This window comes from Bradyrhizobium sp. HKCCYLS3070 (assembly GCF_051167575.1).
Classification (GTDB): Bacteria; Pseudomonadota; Alphaproteobacteria; order Rhizobiales; family Xanthobacteraceae; genus Bradyrhizobium.
In genome coordinates, this window is the sequence record NZ_JBNPTI010000003.1 from 453805 (window position 1) to 467168 (window position 13364).

The following is a 13364-nucleotide window of genomic DNA, read 5'->3' on the forward strand; positions in this document are numbered from 1 at the left end:
GGTTATGGGTCCCCGCGTTCGCGGGGACGGCAGCGGATTTTAACGCCGCGCCGGAGCGAAGAAGCTCAGCGCTTGCTAGGCGCAGCCGACTACAAAATGAACCGGCTGAGATCCGCGTTCTTGGCGAGGTCGCCGATGTGTTGCTGCACATACGCAGCGTCGACGCGCATGGTTTCGCCGTTACGATCGGACGCCGTGAAGGAGATCTCGTCGAGCACGCGCTCCATCACCGTCTGCAGCCGGCGCGCGCCGATGTTTTCGACCGTCGAATTCACGGCGACTGCGATGTCGGCGAGCGCGTCGATCGCATCGTCGGTGATGTCGAGCGTCACGCCCTCGGTCTGCATCAGCGCGACATATTGCTTGATCAGCGATGCCTCCGGCTCGGTCAGGATGCGCCGCATGTCGTCGCGCGTCAGCGCCTGCAGCTCGACCCGGATCGGCAATCGTCCCTGCAGCTCCGGCAAGAGGTCCGAGGGCTTGGCGATGTGGAACGCGCCGGAAGCAATGAACAGGACGTGATCGGTCTTGACCGCGCCATGCTTGGTCGAGACCGTCGTGCCCTCGATCAGCGGCAGCAGGTCACGCTGCACGCCCTCGCGCGAGACGTCGCCGCCGGCGCGGTTCTCGCGCACGCAGATCTTGTCGATCTCGTCGAGAAACACGATGCCGTTGTTTTCGACCACGCTGATTGCTTCCTGCACCAGCTGCTCGCTGTCGAGCAGCTTGTCGGATTCTTCCGCGATCAGGATGTCGTGCGAGGCCTCGACCGTCACGCGCCGCGTCTTGGTGCGGCCGCCGAGCTTGCCGAAGATGTCGCCGATCGAGATCGCGCCCATCTGGGCTCCCGGCATGCCGGGGATCTCGAACATCGGCAAGCCGCCGCCGGAGGACTGCGTCTCGATCTCGATCTCCTTGTCGTTGAGCTCGCCGGCGCGCAGCTTGCGGCGGAACGAGTCGCGCGTCGCAGCACTCGCATTGGCGCCGACCAGCGCGTCGAGGACGCGCTCCTCGGCGGCGAGCTGCGCGCGGGCGGCGACGTCCTTGCGCTTGCGCTCCCGGACCTGGGCGATCGCGACCTCGACGAGGTCGCGGATGATCTGCTCGACGTCGCGGCCGACATAGCCGACCTCGGTGAACTTGGTCGCCTCGACCTTGAGGAACGGTGCGCCCGCAAGCTTGGCCAGCCGCCGCGCGATCTCGGTCTTGCCGACGCCGGTCGGCCCGATCATCAGGATGTTCTTCGGCAGCACCTCTTCGCGCAGGCCTGCATCGAGCTGCAGCCGGCGCCAGCGGTTGCGCAAGGCAATGGACACCGCCCGCTTGGCGTCGGCCTGGCCGACGATGTAGCGGTCGAGTTCGGAGACGATTTCGCGGGGTGAAAAGTCGGTCATGAGGCTCTAGCTAGGGTCGGACGGGGATGAGGGCAAGCCGGATTTCCGCCGTCACAGGAGCGGCGGTCCGGCCTGCCACTGCCGGATCGCCTCGGTTGGATAGATCAGCATCAAGATGTTCAGGGTCAGGTTGTCACGGATGTGCAGGCCCACCCCGATCTCGAACGCGACTGCAATCACGACGGTCAGCCAGACCGGCAGCACCCGCGCCAGCAGGAAGCCGGTCATCATCGCCAGCGTATCGCCGACCGAGTTCACGATGCTGTCGCCGAAATAGTCCAGCGAGATCGTGGCGGCACGATAGCGCTCGATGATGAAGCTGGAGTTCTCGACCAGCTCCCAGGCGCCCTCGATCAGCATCGCGATGATCAGCTGCCACGGCAGAAACGGCAGAACCAGCGCGGTCAGCGCATAGAACAGGAAGCCGTGAATGACATGGGAGAACGTGTACCAGTCGGCGAGATGCTGGGAGTTCTCCGAGCTCTGCACCACGCCGTGCCACAGCTTGACCGTGCCGCAGGCGCAGATCGGCAGCCGGCCCATCGCGAACAACAGTGCGGCCTGCAGCGCCAGCAGACCGAGCGCCAGGATGAGCCAGGGTCCGGACCAATGCCGGGACGGGGCGCCGATCTCGTCCGCGGTCATCGTCTACTCGGCCGACAGCGCTTCGATGGTGATGTTGCGGTTGGTGTAGACGCAGATGTCGGCGGCGATGTCGAGCGAGCGGCGCACGATGCTCTCGGCGTCCTTGTCGGTGTCGATCAGCGCACGCGCGGCCGCAAGCGCATAGTTGCCGCCGGAGCCGATCGCCATCACGCCGGCCTCCGGTTCCAGGACGTCGCCCGTCCCGGTCAGCACCAGCGAGACCTCCTTGTCGGCCACGATCATCATGGCTTCGAGCCGCCGCAGATAGCGGTCGGTGCGCCAGTCCTTGGCGAGCTCGACCGCGGCCCGGGTCAGCTGACCCGGATATTGCTCGAGCTTGCTCTCCAGCCGCTCGAACAGGGTGAACGCGTCGGCGGTGGCGCCGGCGAAGCCGCCGATGACGTCGCCCTTGCCGAGCTTGCGCACCTTCTTGGCATTGGACTTGATCACGGTCTGGCCGATCGAGACCTGGCCGTCGCCGCCGATCACCACCCTGCCCCCCTTGCGGACGGTCAGGATCGTGGTGCCGTGCCAGACAGTGGGCTCGTTCGAAGATGCGTGCATGGGGGATCCCTGGTTGATGCCCTGATTTAGGCGCTCAGGCGTCGGGATACAATTACCGGGTCCCTGCCCTGCCCGACCGGGTCTTGAAATCCGCTCACCATGGCCCGAGATCAGGCCTCATGGGGCTCATCCCGCAGTAGCTAAGGCGTCATCCGTTTGATAAAAGGGCCGCGTTTTCAAGGGAAAGCTGACCCCATGCGTAGCGCGACCATCAAGCGCAAGACCAAAGAGACCGACATCGAGGTGTCCGTGAACCTCGACGGCACCGGCGTCGTGAACATCGCGACCGGGATCGGCTTCTTCGATCACATGCTGGATCTGCTGGCCCGGCATTCCCGCATCGACATGACCGTCAAGGCGGTCGGCGACCTCCATATCGATTTCCACCACACCACCGAGGATGTCGGCATCGCCCTCGGCCAGGCCGTGCGTCAGGCGCTCGGCGACATGGCCGGCATCACCCGTTACGCCTCGATCCACATGCCGATGGACGAGACCCTGACGCGCGTCGTGATCGACGTATCGGGCCGGCCGATGCTGGTATTCCGCACGACCTTTGCGCGCGACAAGATCGGCGAGTTCGACACCGAGCTGGTGCGCGAATGGTTCAACGCCTTTGCCATGAACGCCGGCATCACCCTGCATGTCGAGACGCTGTACGGCGAGAACGCCCATCATATCGCCGAATCCTGCTTCAAGGGTCTGGCGCGGGCCCTCCGCGCAGCCCTTGCGATCGATCCTCGCAATCAGGGCGAAGTGCCATCCACCAAGGGTCAGCTCGGCGGCTGACCTCCCTCCTCCCAAGGGATTTTCGACATGCCCGTCTATACGGTTCACGCTCCCCTGGCCGCCGGGGCCGATCTGCGTTCGACCGATCGCTTTGTCTTCATCCGCGACGGCTTCCATTTCTGGGCCGCCGTGCTCGGCGCCGTCTGGCTGGCCTGGCATCGTCTCTGGCTTGCGATGCTGGTCTGGGCCGTGCTGACGATCGCGCTCGACGTCGTCCTGGTGCGCGTCGGCGTCAGCGGCGGCGCGATTGCCGGCATCGATCTGTTGCTTGCGATCCTGCTCGGGCTCGAAGCCTCGAGCCTGAAGCGCTGGAGCTACTCGCGCGGCAATTGGCGCCAGATCGACGTCGTCGTCGCCGACGATCTCGATGCCGCCGAGCGCCGCTTCTTCGAGCGCTGGGCCGCCCGGCGCAGCACGCTCGGCTACGACAACCACACCGTCGATCGCGGCGCGGCGCCGCCGACACGCGACAATGGCAATGGGCAGCACCCGCCGCCGCTGCCGCATGCCAGCATCATTGGCTTGTTTCCCGAACCCGGAGGTGGACGATGAGTGTTGCGATCATCGATTACGGCTCCGGCAATCTGCATTCCGCCGCCAAGGCGTTCGAGCGCGCTGCGCGCGGCATGGCGGATCCGCAGAAGGTCGTCGTGACACGCGATCCCGATACGGTCTATCGCGCCGATCGCATCGTGTTGCCCGGCGTCGGCGCCTTCGCCGACTGCCGCCGCGGGCTCGACTCCGTCGACGGCATGCTGGAGGCGATGACCGAAGCCGTGCGCCACAAGGCGCGGCCATTCTTCGGCATCTGCGTCGGCATGCAATTGATGGCAACGCGCGGCAAGGAGCACGTCACCACCGACGGCTTCGACTGGATCTCCGGCGACGTCGAGAAGATCACGCCTCGCGACGAGAGCCTGAAGATCCCGCATATGGGCTGGAACACGCTCGATGCGCTGCAAGAGCATCCGGTGCTGGAGCGGCTGCCGCTCGGACCGAAGGGCCTGCACGCCTATTTCGTGCACTCCTATCACTTGAATGCCGTCAACGAGAGCGACGTTCTGGCACGCGCCGATTACGGCGGACCGGTCACCGCGATCGTCGGCAAGGACACCGCGATCGGCACCCAATTCCATCCCGAGAAGAGCCAGCGTTTCGGTCTCGCCCTCATTTCCAACTTCCTGAAGTGGAAGCCATGAGCGCAGCGTGCCTGCTCGTCCAAGGGGCGAGCAGGGCGCTTGCCTGAAAGACAGCTCCGATGATCCTGTTTCCTGCCATTGATCTGAAGAACGGCCAGTGCGTGCGCCTGGAGCAGGGCGACATGGCGCGCGCCACCGTGTTCAACCTCGATCCCGCTGCGCAGGCCAAGAGCTTCGCCGACCAGGGGTTCGACTATCTCCACGTCGTGGATCTCGACGGCGCCTTCGCCGGCAAGCCGATGAATGCGCACGCCGTGGAAGCGATGTTGAAAGTCGTCAAGATGCCGGTGCAGCTCGGCGGCGGCATCCGCGATCTCAAGACGGTGGAGGCTTGGCTCAGCAAAGGCATCACCCGTGTCATCATCGGCACCGCGGCGGTGCGCGATCCCGAGCTGGTGAAGACCGCAGCCAAGGCCTTCCCCGGCCGCGTCGCCGTCGGGCTCGATGCGCGCGACGGCAAGGTCGCCGTCGAGGGTTGGGCCGAGACATCCGAAGTGACGGCGCTCGACATTGCCAAGCGTTTCGAGGACGCCGGCGTCGCCGCGATCATCTTCACCGACATCGCGCGCGACGGCCTGCTCAAGGGCCTCAACCTCGATGCCACGATCGCGCTAGGTGACGCCATCTCGATTCCCGTGATTGCCTCCGGCGGCCTGGCCTCGATCGAGGACGTCAAGGCGATGCTGACACCGCGGGCGAAAAAGCTAGAAGGCGCCATCGCCGGCCGCGCGCTCTATGACGGCCGCCTCGATCCCGCGGAAGCACTGGCGCTGATCCGCGCGGCGCGTGCGTAGGAGGAAACAGGATGTTCAAGGTCCGTGTCATTCCCTGCCTCGACGTCAAGGACGGACGAGTCGTCAAGGGCGTCAACTTCGTCAATCTGCGCGATGCCGGCGATCCGGTCGAAGCCGCGATCGCCTATGACGCGGCCGGCGCCGACGAGCTGTGCTTCCTCGACATCACCGCCACCCATGAGAACCGCGGCATCATGCTGGACGTCGTCCGGCGCACGGCGGAGGCCTGCTTCATGCCGGTCACGGTCGGCGGCGGCGTGCGCACCATCGACGACATCAAGACCCTGCTGCGTTCCGGCGCCGACAAGGTTTCGATCAATTCGGCCGCGGTGAGCAGGCGCGAATTCGTCAAGGAGGCGGCCGAGAAGTTCGGCGAGCAGTGCATCGTGGTGGCGATCGACGCCAAGTCCGTGTCGCGGCCGGGCGGCGGCAGCCGCTGGGAGATCTTCACCCATGGCGGCCGCAAATCGACCGGCATCGATGCCCTGGAATACGCCCAGGAGGTGGTCGCGCTCGGTGCCGGCGAGATCCTGCTGACCTCGATGGACCGCGACGGCACCCGCCAGGGCTTCGACCTGCCGCTGACCCGGGCAGTCGCCGACAGCGTCCCGGTGCCGGTGATCGCCTCCGGCGGTGTCGGTAACCTCGATCATCTGGTGGACGGCATCCGCGAGGGCCACGCGACCGCGGTGCTGGCGGCGTCAATCTTCCATTTCGGGGAATTTACCATCCGGCAGGCCAAGGAGCACATGGTGCGCCAGGGGCTGCCGATGCGGCTCGATCCCTGACGACATTGCGTCGCAAAAATGTTAGATGAACGCTGGTCCGGCCGCCGTGGTCGGGCAGGCGTTCCGAGTACCGGCTGATGTCCCGCTTCACGCTTCACGACCTGGCTGCCATCATCGACGCGCGCGCCGCGGCGGGCGGCGAGGCGTCCTATACGCGCAAGCTGCTCGACAAGGGCCCGCCGCAATGCGCCAAGAAGATGGGCGAGGAGGCGGTCGAGACGGTCATCGCCGCACTTGGCACCGACCGTGAGCATCTGATCTCCGAAAGCGCCGACCTGCTGTTTCATCTGTTGGTGTTGTTGAAGTCGCGCGACGTCCGGCTCGAGGAGGTCGAGGCGGCGCTCGGCAAGCGGACCGGCCAATCGGGGCTGGAAGAAAAGGCGTCGCGCAAGACGGAGTAGGGCGCGACGGCGGGGGAAACGAAGGGCAGCGTCATGGACATGCGCACCACCGAACAACAATATAATCCGTACCGCGTCTTCACCCGCGAACAATGGGCCGAGCTGCGCAACGACACGCCGATGACCTTGGAGCCCGGCGAGTTCTCCAAGCTGCGGTCGATGCACGATCGTCTCGACCTTCAGGAGGTCGAGGACATCTACCTCCCACTGTCGCGATTGCTGTCGATGTATGTCGATGCGGCGCAGCGGCTGTACTACGCGCAGCGCCAGTTTCTCGGCATCCGCGACCGCAAGATGCCCTACATCATCGGCGTCGCCGGCTCGGTGGCGGTCGGCAAGTCGACCACTGCGCGCGTGCTGCAGGCGTTGCTGACGCGCTGGTCGCCGCGGCCCAAGGTCGATCTCATCACCACCGATGGCTTCCTGTATCCGAACGCGGTGCTGGAGCGGCAGGGCCTGATGCAGAAGAAGGGCTTTCCGGAAAGCTATGACCTGCCGCGGCTGCTCGGTTTTCTCTCCGACATCAAGGCCGGCCGCCATCCCGTGCGCGCACCGGTGTATTCCCATCTGAGTTACGACATCGTGCCCAATCAATGGGCCGAGATCGACCAACCGGACATCCTCATCGTCGAAGGCGTCAACGTGCTGCAGACCGGACCGCTGCCGCGCGACGGCCAGGCCGTGCCGGTCGTCTCCGACTTCTTCGACTTCTCGGTCTACATCGACGCCGACGAGGCGATCCTGCGCAAATGGTACGTCAAGCGCTTCCTGTCGCTGCGCGACACGGCGTTCCATGATCCGCGGTCCTACTTCAACCGCTACGCGCTGCTGTCGGACGAGGAGGCCATCGCCACCGCGATCGCCATCTGGGAGCGCACCAACCTGGCCAATCTCGAGGACAACATCCTCCCGACACGGCCGCGTGCGACCTTGATCCTGAAGAAGGGCGCGGATCACGAGATCGAGACGGTGGCGCTGAGGCGGTTGTGAGCGGGGCCCGCGAGCGCGGCGCCGAGCTGATCCGCTCCAACTAATGACCTACGCTGGCACCTGTCGCGCCGCCGCCAGATTCGCCAGCGCCTCGTCGAGCTTGTCGCGATCGATCGGCTTGACCAGGAACCCATCCATGCCCGCCTCGAAGCAGGCGTAACGGTCCTCGACCAGGGCATTGGCCGTGAGCGCCAGGATCGGGGTGCGCCCGCCGGGCTCGCTGGCCTCGATGGCGCGAATGCGCCTGGCGGCGGCAATGCCGTCGAGCTTCGGCATCTGCACGTCCATCAGGATCAGATCATAGGGCGCGCCGGCCGAGCGCGCCGCGAGCCAGGAGTCCAGCGCGGCTTCGCCATGCACGGCGATGTCGGCGTGGTGGCCGAGCTTGCTCAGCAGCGAGCGCATCAGCAGTGCGTTGATGTCGTTGTCCTCGGCGACCAGGATGGACAGTCCCGCGCCGGCCTGGGCTGCGATCGGCGGCGCGATGGTCGGGATCGGATCGTCGGCCATGACCGTGCCGTCGGTGTCGAAGCTCACGCGCGCGGCGAGCGAGGCGGCCCGCAGCGGCTTGACGAGATAGCCGTTGAATGGCGCCCCTGGCGCCAGCTCGTGGCGGCTCGCCGGTGTCACCAGCACGATCAGCCGCGTCGTATGACGTTGCGCGACCCCGCCCACACGCAGCGATACATCGCCGCCGATGCTGTCGTCGACCAGCACGGCGTGCCAGGCGCGTTCGGGCAGCAGGGCCTCCGCCACCTCGGCCTCGGCGACCAGGCAGGTCTGCGCGCCCCAGTTCTGCAAGCGCCGCTCGATCAGCTCGGCCTGCAGCCCGGCCGGCGCGACCAGCATGATTGACCGTCCTGCGAGATCGGGGCCGCGGAAGCTGTTCTGCTCGCCGCGCTCCAGCGCCGGCGGCAGCGGCACCGACACCTCGAAAGTCGAGCCGGCGCCGAGCGCGCTCTGCAGCGCGATGCGGCCGCCCATCCGCTTGACGATCCGGTCCGAGATCGCAAGGCCAAGCCCGGTGCCGCCGAAGCTGCGCGCCACGCTGTCGTCGGCCTGTTCGAATTCGCGGAAGATCCGCTCCTGCGCGTCGGCTGCGATGCCGATGCCGGTGTCGCACACCTGGAAGCTGATCTCGTTCGGCCAGATGCCGGGCTCGGCGATCAGGGCAACGCCGCCCGTCGCGGTGAACTTGATGGCGTTGCCGGCGAGGTTGAGCAGCACCTGGCGCAGCCGCGCGGCGTCGCCCGTCACCCAGGTCGGCAGCCGCTCGTCGAGATAGGCCGCGATCTCCAGTTGCTTGGCCTGCGCCCGTGGCGCCAGCAGCTCGGTGATCTCCTCGATCAGCGCCGCCAGCGAGAACGGCTGCGCCTCGAGCGCCAGCTTGCCGGCCTCGATCTTGGAATAGTCGAGCAGCTCGTCGATCAGCGACATCAAGGCCTCACCCGAGGTGCGGACCGCCTTGGCGTAGGTCGTCTGCTCCGGCGTCAGCTGCGTCTCGAGCAAGAGCCCGCTCATGCCGAGGATGCCGTTCAGCGGCGTGCGGATCTCATGGCTGGCCATCGCCAGGAACCGCGACTTGGCGCGGTTCGCGGCGTTGGCCTGATCGCGCGCTTCCGCCAGCGCCCGCTCGGTCTCGGTGCGGTCGGTGACGTCGCGGCCGACACATTGCAGCACGGCGGGCTGGCCGGCGTCGGAACGCACCAGCGCCTCGCGCCACGCGATCCAGCGCGGCCCGATCGCGCTCTCGATACGCTGGTCGTGGACGCGCGTGCCGTTCGGCTCCAGCGCGCTGTCGCCCTGCTCGATCAGCTCGAAGGTGAACGCGCTGCCGAGCAGGTTGTCGCGATCGAGGCCCGCCATCCGGCAAAAGGCGTCGTTGACGAAGATGATGCTGCCGCCGCGCTCGCGCATGACGATGAGATCGCCCTGCTGCTCGAACAGATTGCGGGCGCGCTGCTCGGCTTCCTGCAGCTCCCAGTTCCGGTCGGCCAGCACCTCGTTGTGGAGCGCAATCTTGTGCATCTTCCTGGCGACGAAGCGCAGCCGCATGCTGAGCGTGGCCAGGCCGACGCAGGCGAGCGCGAACAGGAAGCTGGCGCCGATCGCGAACGTGTGCGGGTTATAGCCGGAGTTGTCGGAGATGCTGGCCTTGATGAAGCCGTACGCGCCGCCGAAGCCGGCGGAGAAGATCATCAGCGAGCGCAGGATGGCGAAGATGGTGCGGTGACGGCGCATGAACCGGCGCAGGCGCAGCCTGACGTGAAAAATCGGTCCCATCTCGATCACCCCCGACGATTTCGATCCCAATGTCATGGCCGGCCCGCACCATGCGGCGTCGGTATTGCTGAGACTTTGAAAGGTCATGCACGCGCGATGAAGCCGTGCTGAGATGGTGAACCGGGCGTTAGCCCGACTCACCGAACCGGATCGGCCGGCGGTGAGTCGTGGCCGCGGGCCGAGACGATGAGCGCGGCGGCGTGAGCATCTGCTGCACTGTCCTTGGCGAGATGGATCCGGAGCGCGCCAGGATGCGGATCGGCGGCGATCGCGACGACCGCAGTCGCGGCAGTCATGCCGCAGCCACGATCCTCCTTGGCGAGCACATCGTCGACCACGACGAGATCAGCCGTCTCCGGACTGTCGGCCAGCGCCACGCGAACGGTGGCGAGCGCCGGGTCATCGGTGACGTCGACATGGAGATCGGCGGTAAACGGCGCCGAGCCGAGCGAGACGCTGTCGGCGCCGACGGCAATGCAGGGCTGCGGGGAGGGCGCCAATTCGAGTCTGGCGATGACAGCGGCCGCGATCAGCGGCACAGCCGAGACGAGGACCTTGAAACGCAACATGATACGCACCGACGCGGCAGGCCTGAGGACAAAACGCGGGCCCTATGGTTGTCGGAGCGTAAAGAGAAGTCGTTACCGGAGTGTTGAGGGGGAGGGGGCGCCTTTACGCCGCATGCCGGCTGTCCTCCGCCAGCGCGCGATACGACAGCGCCTCGGCCAGATGCAGCCGGCCGATCGCATCAGTGTGGTCGAGATCGGCGAGCGTCCGCGCCACGCGCAGGACGCGGTGATAGCCGCGGGCGGACAGCCGCATCGTCTCGGCGGCTTCGCGCAGCAGCTTCTGGCCGGGCGCGTCGAGCCTGGCGATTTCGTCGAGCACGGCGGCGGGGGCCTCGGCGTTGGTCCGGATGTGCGGCAGGCCGGCTTTGGCATAGCGGGCGCGCTGCAGGTCGCGCGCGGCGGCGACGCGGGCGGCCACCTCGGCCGAGCCTTCCTTGGCGGGCGGCAGGATGAGGTCGGCGGCGGTGACGGCGGGGACCTCGATGCGCAGGTCGATGCGGTCCATCAGCGGGCCGGAGATGCGCGTCTGGTAGTCGGACGTGCAGCGGTCGATGCGGCCGCGCTTGCAGGCGTAGCCGGGCTCGAACGCGTTGCCGCAACGGCACGGATTCATCGCGGCGACCAGCATGAAGCGGGCAGGGTAGGTGACGCGGTGGTTGGCGCGCGAGATCGAGACCTCGCCGTTCTCGAGCGGCTGGCGCAGCGAATCCAGCACGCGCGGATCGAACTCCGGCAGTTCGTCGAGGAACAGCACGCCCTGATGCGCCAGCGAGATCTCGCCGGGTCGGGCGCGCAGGCCGCCGCCGGTCAGCGCCGCCATGCTCGCGGAATGATGCGGGCTGCGGAACGGCCGGCGCGACGTCAGCGCGCCACCCTCGATCTCGCCGGCGACCGAGGCGATCATCGAGACTTCCAAGAGCTCTGCCGGCGACAGCGGCGGCAGGATCGACGGCAGCCGCGCCGCCAGCATCGACTTGCCGGCGCCGGGCGAGCCGATCATCAGCAGATGATGCCCGCCGGCGGCCGCGATCTCGAGCGCGCGCTTGCCGCTCTCCTGGCCCTTGATGTCGCGCAGGTCGAGCAGGCTTGCGGGCGCCTCCTGGATCTTCGGTTGCGGCCGCGACAGCACCTGCGTGCCCTTGAAATGGTTGGCGATCTGGATCAGCGAGCTCGCCGCGATGATCTGCAGGTCCGGGCTCGCCCACGCCGCCTCGGCGCCGCAGGCGGCCGGGCAGATCAATCCTTCCTCGCGCGCATTGGCGCCGATCGCCGCCGGCAGCACGCCGGCGACTGGCGCGATCGAGCCGTCGAGCCCGAGCTCGCCGAGCACGGTGAAGCCGCCGAGCGCATCCGGCGGAATGGCGCCGATCGCGGCCATCAGGCCGAGCGCGATCGGCAGATCGTAATGGCTGCCTTCCTTGGGCACGTCGGCCGGGGCCAGATTGACGGTGATGCGCCGCGCCGGCAGCGCCAGGCCCGAGGCGATCAGCGCCGAGCGCACCCGCTCGCGCGCTTCCGACACAGCCTTGTCCGGCAGGCCAACGATCGCGAAGGCCGGCAGGCCGGGCGCGACCTGGACCTGCACGTCGACCGCGCGGGCCTCGATCCCCTCGAAGGCAACGGTGGAAACGCGCTGGACCATGATGCCCCTCCCGGGCAAGGAGGCTAGCGGAAGCCGGCATCGTTCGCAAGAACAATACGGGAACATTGTCGTTGCCGCGCTCTGTCGCAATCCATTAACGACAGCCGCGTGGGGTTGCAGCTCCGTCCGCTGCGCTTAACGCCCCTTTAGTCCGGCCTTCGCATTCTTCCTCAATTGATGATCGACCCGCGCCTCCGTCACAGCCGGGGGAGGCGCCCAACGAGGGACGTGTGATGCCTCCAGCGCCTGCGGCAGCTCCGACCGCCAAGACGCCCGCCGGTGATGCACGGACGGTGTCCGAGCTCGCCACCGACATGCTACGCCGGACCACCAGCCTGTTCCTGGCCGGTCCGCGGCCGGCGTCGACCGAGCAGCTCGATCTCTACGATCAGATGTTCGCCCGGCTGATGCCGCAGGTCGCGACCGAGCTGCTGGCCGAGCTGAGCATGGCGCTCGCCGGCGTCGAGCGCGCGCCTTACGCGACGGCGCGGATGCTCGCCGTTCACCCCGAGTTGCGCGTCGCGGGGCCGATGCTGGCCAAGGCGGCGGTGCTGACCGAGCGCGATCTCGCCGAGTTCATCCGCACCGGCAGCCCGGCGCATCTCGTCGCGATCGCCAGCCGCAGGGGCATCGGCGACAGCCTCACGACGCAGCTAATCGCGCGCGGCTTTCCGGCGGTGCGCATGGCGCTGGCGCAGAATCTTTCCGCGCGGCTGTCCGAGGACGGCTATCGCAGCCTGTTCAAGATCGCCGAGCGCGACGAGGATCTCGCCGAGAAGCTGGCGCTGCGCACCGACCTGCCGGCCAAGCTGTCGCGGGCCTTCGTCGCCGCGGCCAGCGAGGGCGCCCGCGCCCGCTTCATCAAGGCCGCACCGCCGGCGACCCGCGCCACCCTTCAGGCGACGCCGACGCGCTCGCCCGGCGCGGCGATGCGCGCGATATGGGATTATCAGCAGGTCAAGGCCGAGGTTGCCGCCCTCAGCCGGACCGGCAAGCTCGGCGACTCCGCCGTCAACCGCTTCTGCGCCACCGGCGATTTCCCTGCCGTGATCGCAGCGCTGGCGCTGCTCTGCGTCGTTACCATCGAGACGATCGAATCGCTGCTGGAGGAGGATCGCATCACGGACCTGCTGCTGGCCTGCAAGGCCGCGCGTCTGAGCTGGGCGACGACGTCGATGATCCTGCGCGATCGGCCCGGCTGCGACGCGCTTCCGGCCGATGACCTCGAGGAGGCGCGCAAGCGCTTCGAGAAGCTCGCACTGTCCGAAGCGCAGTGGAAGGTGCGCGGGCTCGAATCGCGCTGAGC

General features: G+C 67.4%; 14 protein-coding genes. 8 read left to right on the forward strand and 6 right to left on the reverse strand.

The window, feature by feature from the left end:
- Window positions 1–89: 89 nt before the first annotated feature.
- Genes hslU through hslV form a run of 3 tightly spaced genes read right to left on the reverse strand, consistent with a single transcriptional unit; the run spans window position 90 to window position 2603 of the window.
- Window positions 90–1394 (reverse strand): ATP-dependent protease ATPase subunit HslU, encoded by a 1305-nt coding sequence (gene hslU / locus ACQR03_RS14600; RefSeq protein WP_315716792.1) that lies wholly within the window; start codon window positions 1392–1394, stop codon window positions 90–92.
- Window positions 1395–1445: 51 nt separating this feature from the next.
- A complete protein-coding gene (locus tag ACQR03_RS14605; RefSeq protein WP_316201878.1) occupies window positions 1446–2039 on the reverse strand; it encodes a DUF2585 domain-containing protein in 594 nt (197 codons plus the stop codon).
- A 3-nt stretch (window positions 2040–2042) separates the two neighbouring features.
- Entirely contained in the window at window positions 2043–2603 is a 561-nt protein-coding gene (hslV, locus tag ACQR03_RS14610) for an ATP-dependent protease subunit HslV (RefSeq protein ID WP_315716790.1), read from the reverse strand.
- Between the two features lie 195 nt (window positions 2604–2798).
- On the opposite strand from hslV, the gene hisB reads away from it, so the two are divergent.
- The 7 genes from hisB to coaA all read left to right on the forward strand — a co-directional run bounded on the left by hisB (window position 2799) and on the right by coaA (window position 7564).
- On the forward strand, window positions 2799–3392 hold the full coding sequence (hisB, locus tag ACQR03_RS14615) for an imidazoleglycerol-phosphate dehydratase HisB (protein ID WP_172132601.1): 594 nt from the start codon (window positions 2799–2801) through the stop codon (window positions 3390–3392).
- 27 nt (window positions 3393–3419) lie between these two features.
- On the forward strand, window positions 3420–3944 hold the full coding sequence (locus ACQR03_RS14620) for a DUF2628 domain-containing protein (protein ID WP_316166413.1): 525 nt from the start codon (window positions 3420–3422) through the stop codon (window positions 3942–3944).
- Complete coding sequence (gene hisH, locus ACQR03_RS14625) at window positions 3941–4591, forward strand: imidazole glycerol phosphate synthase subunit HisH (protein ID WP_315750522.1); 651 nt, start codon at window positions 3941–3943, stop codon at window positions 4589–4591. Before ACQR03_RS14620 ends, hisH begins: the two co-directional genes overlap by 4 nt.
- 59 nt (window positions 4592–4650) lie before the next feature.
- Window positions 4651–5385: a 1-(5-phosphoribosyl)-5-[(5-phosphoribosylamino)methylideneamino]imidazole-4-carboxamide isomerase gene (hisA, locus tag ACQR03_RS14630; RefSeq protein ID WP_315716786.1), complete on the forward strand. Its 735-nt coding sequence runs from the start codon at window positions 4651–4653 to the stop codon at window positions 5383–5385.
- 11 nt (window positions 5386–5396) lie between these two features.
- Window positions 5397–6173, forward strand: a complete 777-nt coding sequence (gene hisF, locus ACQR03_RS14635) for an imidazole glycerol phosphate synthase subunit HisF (RefSeq protein ID WP_315716785.1) — start codon at window positions 5397–5399, stop codon at window positions 6171–6173.
- A 77-nt stretch (window positions 6174–6250) separates the two neighbouring features.
- Window positions 6251–6574, forward strand: coding sequence for a phosphoribosyl-ATP diphosphatase (locus tag ACQR03_RS14640; RefSeq protein ID WP_315716784.1), 324 nt, complete (start codon window positions 6251–6253; stop codon window positions 6572–6574).
- Between the two features lie 33 nt (window positions 6575–6607).
- Window positions 6608–7564 (forward strand): type I pantothenate kinase, encoded by a 957-nt coding sequence (gene coaA / locus ACQR03_RS14645; protein ID WP_315716783.1) that lies wholly within the window; start codon window positions 6608–6610, stop codon window positions 7562–7564.
- 48 nt (window positions 7565–7612) lie between these two features.
- Here the strand turns inward: coaA and ACQR03_RS14650 are convergent, their stop codons facing one another.
- From ACQR03_RS14650 to ACQR03_RS14660, 3 genes are all read right to left on the reverse strand, one after another.
- The gene (locus ACQR03_RS14650; protein WP_434841494.1) at window positions 7613–9847 is read right to left on the reverse strand and encodes an ATP-binding protein; all 2235 of its coding nucleotides are present in this window, start codon (window positions 9845–9847) and stop codon (window positions 7613–7615) included.
- A gap of 137 nt (window positions 9848–9984) precedes the next feature.
- Entirely contained in the window at window positions 9985–10416 is a 432-nt protein-coding gene (locus ACQR03_RS14655; RefSeq protein ID WP_315825699.1) for a hypothetical protein, read from the reverse strand.
- Between the two features lie 103 nt (window positions 10417–10519).
- Entirely contained in the window at window positions 10520–12058 is a 1539-nt protein-coding gene (locus ACQR03_RS14660) for a YifB family Mg chelatase-like AAA ATPase (protein WP_315750526.1), read from the reverse strand.
- Between the two features lie 233 nt (window positions 12059–12291).
- On the opposite strand from ACQR03_RS14660, the gene ACQR03_RS14665 reads away from it, so the two are divergent.
- Entirely contained in the window at window positions 12292–13362 is a 1071-nt protein-coding gene (locus ACQR03_RS14665; protein WP_315825700.1) for a DUF2336 domain-containing protein, read from the forward strand.
- The last annotated feature ends 2 nt before the right edge of the window (window positions 13363–13364 follow it).

What these genes read in the sequence shown, in the direction of transcription:
- hslU (WP_315716792.1), bottom strand. Translation starts at nt 1,394, where the DNA reads ATGACCGACTTTTCACCCCGCGAAATCGTCTCCGAACTCGACCGCTAC.
- ACQR03_RS14605 (WP_316201878.1), bottom strand. Translation starts at nt 2,039, where the DNA reads ATGACCGCGGACGAGATCGGCGCCCCGTCCCGGCATTGGTCCGGACCC.
- hslV (WP_315716790.1), bottom strand. Translation starts at nt 2,603, where the DNA reads ATGCACGCATCTTCGAACGAGCCCACTGTCTGGCACGGCACCACGATC.
- hisB (WP_172132601.1), top strand. Translation starts at nt 2,799, where the DNA reads ATGCGTAGCGCGACCATCAAGCGCAAGACCAAAGAGACCGACATCGAG.
- ACQR03_RS14620 (WP_316166413.1), top strand. Translation starts at nt 3,420, where the DNA reads ATGCCCGTCTATACGGTTCACGCTCCCCTGGCCGCCGGGGCCGATCTG.
- hisH (WP_315750522.1), top strand. Translation starts at nt 3,941, where the DNA reads ATGAGTGTTGCGATCATCGATTACGGCTCCGGCAATCTGCATTCCGCC.
- hisA (WP_315716786.1), top strand. Translation starts at nt 4,651, where the DNA reads ATGATCCTGTTTCCTGCCATTGATCTGAAGAACGGCCAGTGCGTGCGC.
- hisF (WP_315716785.1), top strand. Translation starts at nt 5,397, where the DNA reads ATGTTCAAGGTCCGTGTCATTCCCTGCCTCGACGTCAAGGACGGACGA.
- ACQR03_RS14640 (WP_315716784.1), top strand. Translation starts at nt 6,251, where the DNA reads ATGTCCCGCTTCACGCTTCACGACCTGGCTGCCATCATCGACGCGCGC.
- coaA (WP_315716783.1), top strand. Translation starts at nt 6,608, where the DNA reads ATGGACATGCGCACCACCGAACAACAATATAATCCGTACCGCGTCTTC.
- ACQR03_RS14650 (WP_434841494.1), bottom strand. Translation starts at nt 9,847, where the DNA reads ATGGGACCGATTTTTCACGTCAGGCTGCGCCTGCGCCGGTTCATGCGC.
- ACQR03_RS14655 (WP_315825699.1), bottom strand. Translation starts at nt 10,416, where the DNA reads ATGTTGCGTTTCAAGGTCCTCGTCTCGGCTGTGCCGCTGATCGCGGCC.
- ACQR03_RS14660 (WP_315750526.1), bottom strand. Translation starts at nt 12,058, where the DNA reads ATGGTCCAGCGCGTTTCCACCGTTGCCTTCGAGGGGATCGAGGCCCGC.
- ACQR03_RS14665 (WP_315825700.1), top strand. Translation starts at nt 12,292, where the DNA reads ATGCCTCCAGCGCCTGCGGCAGCTCCGACCGCCAAGACGCCCGCCGGT.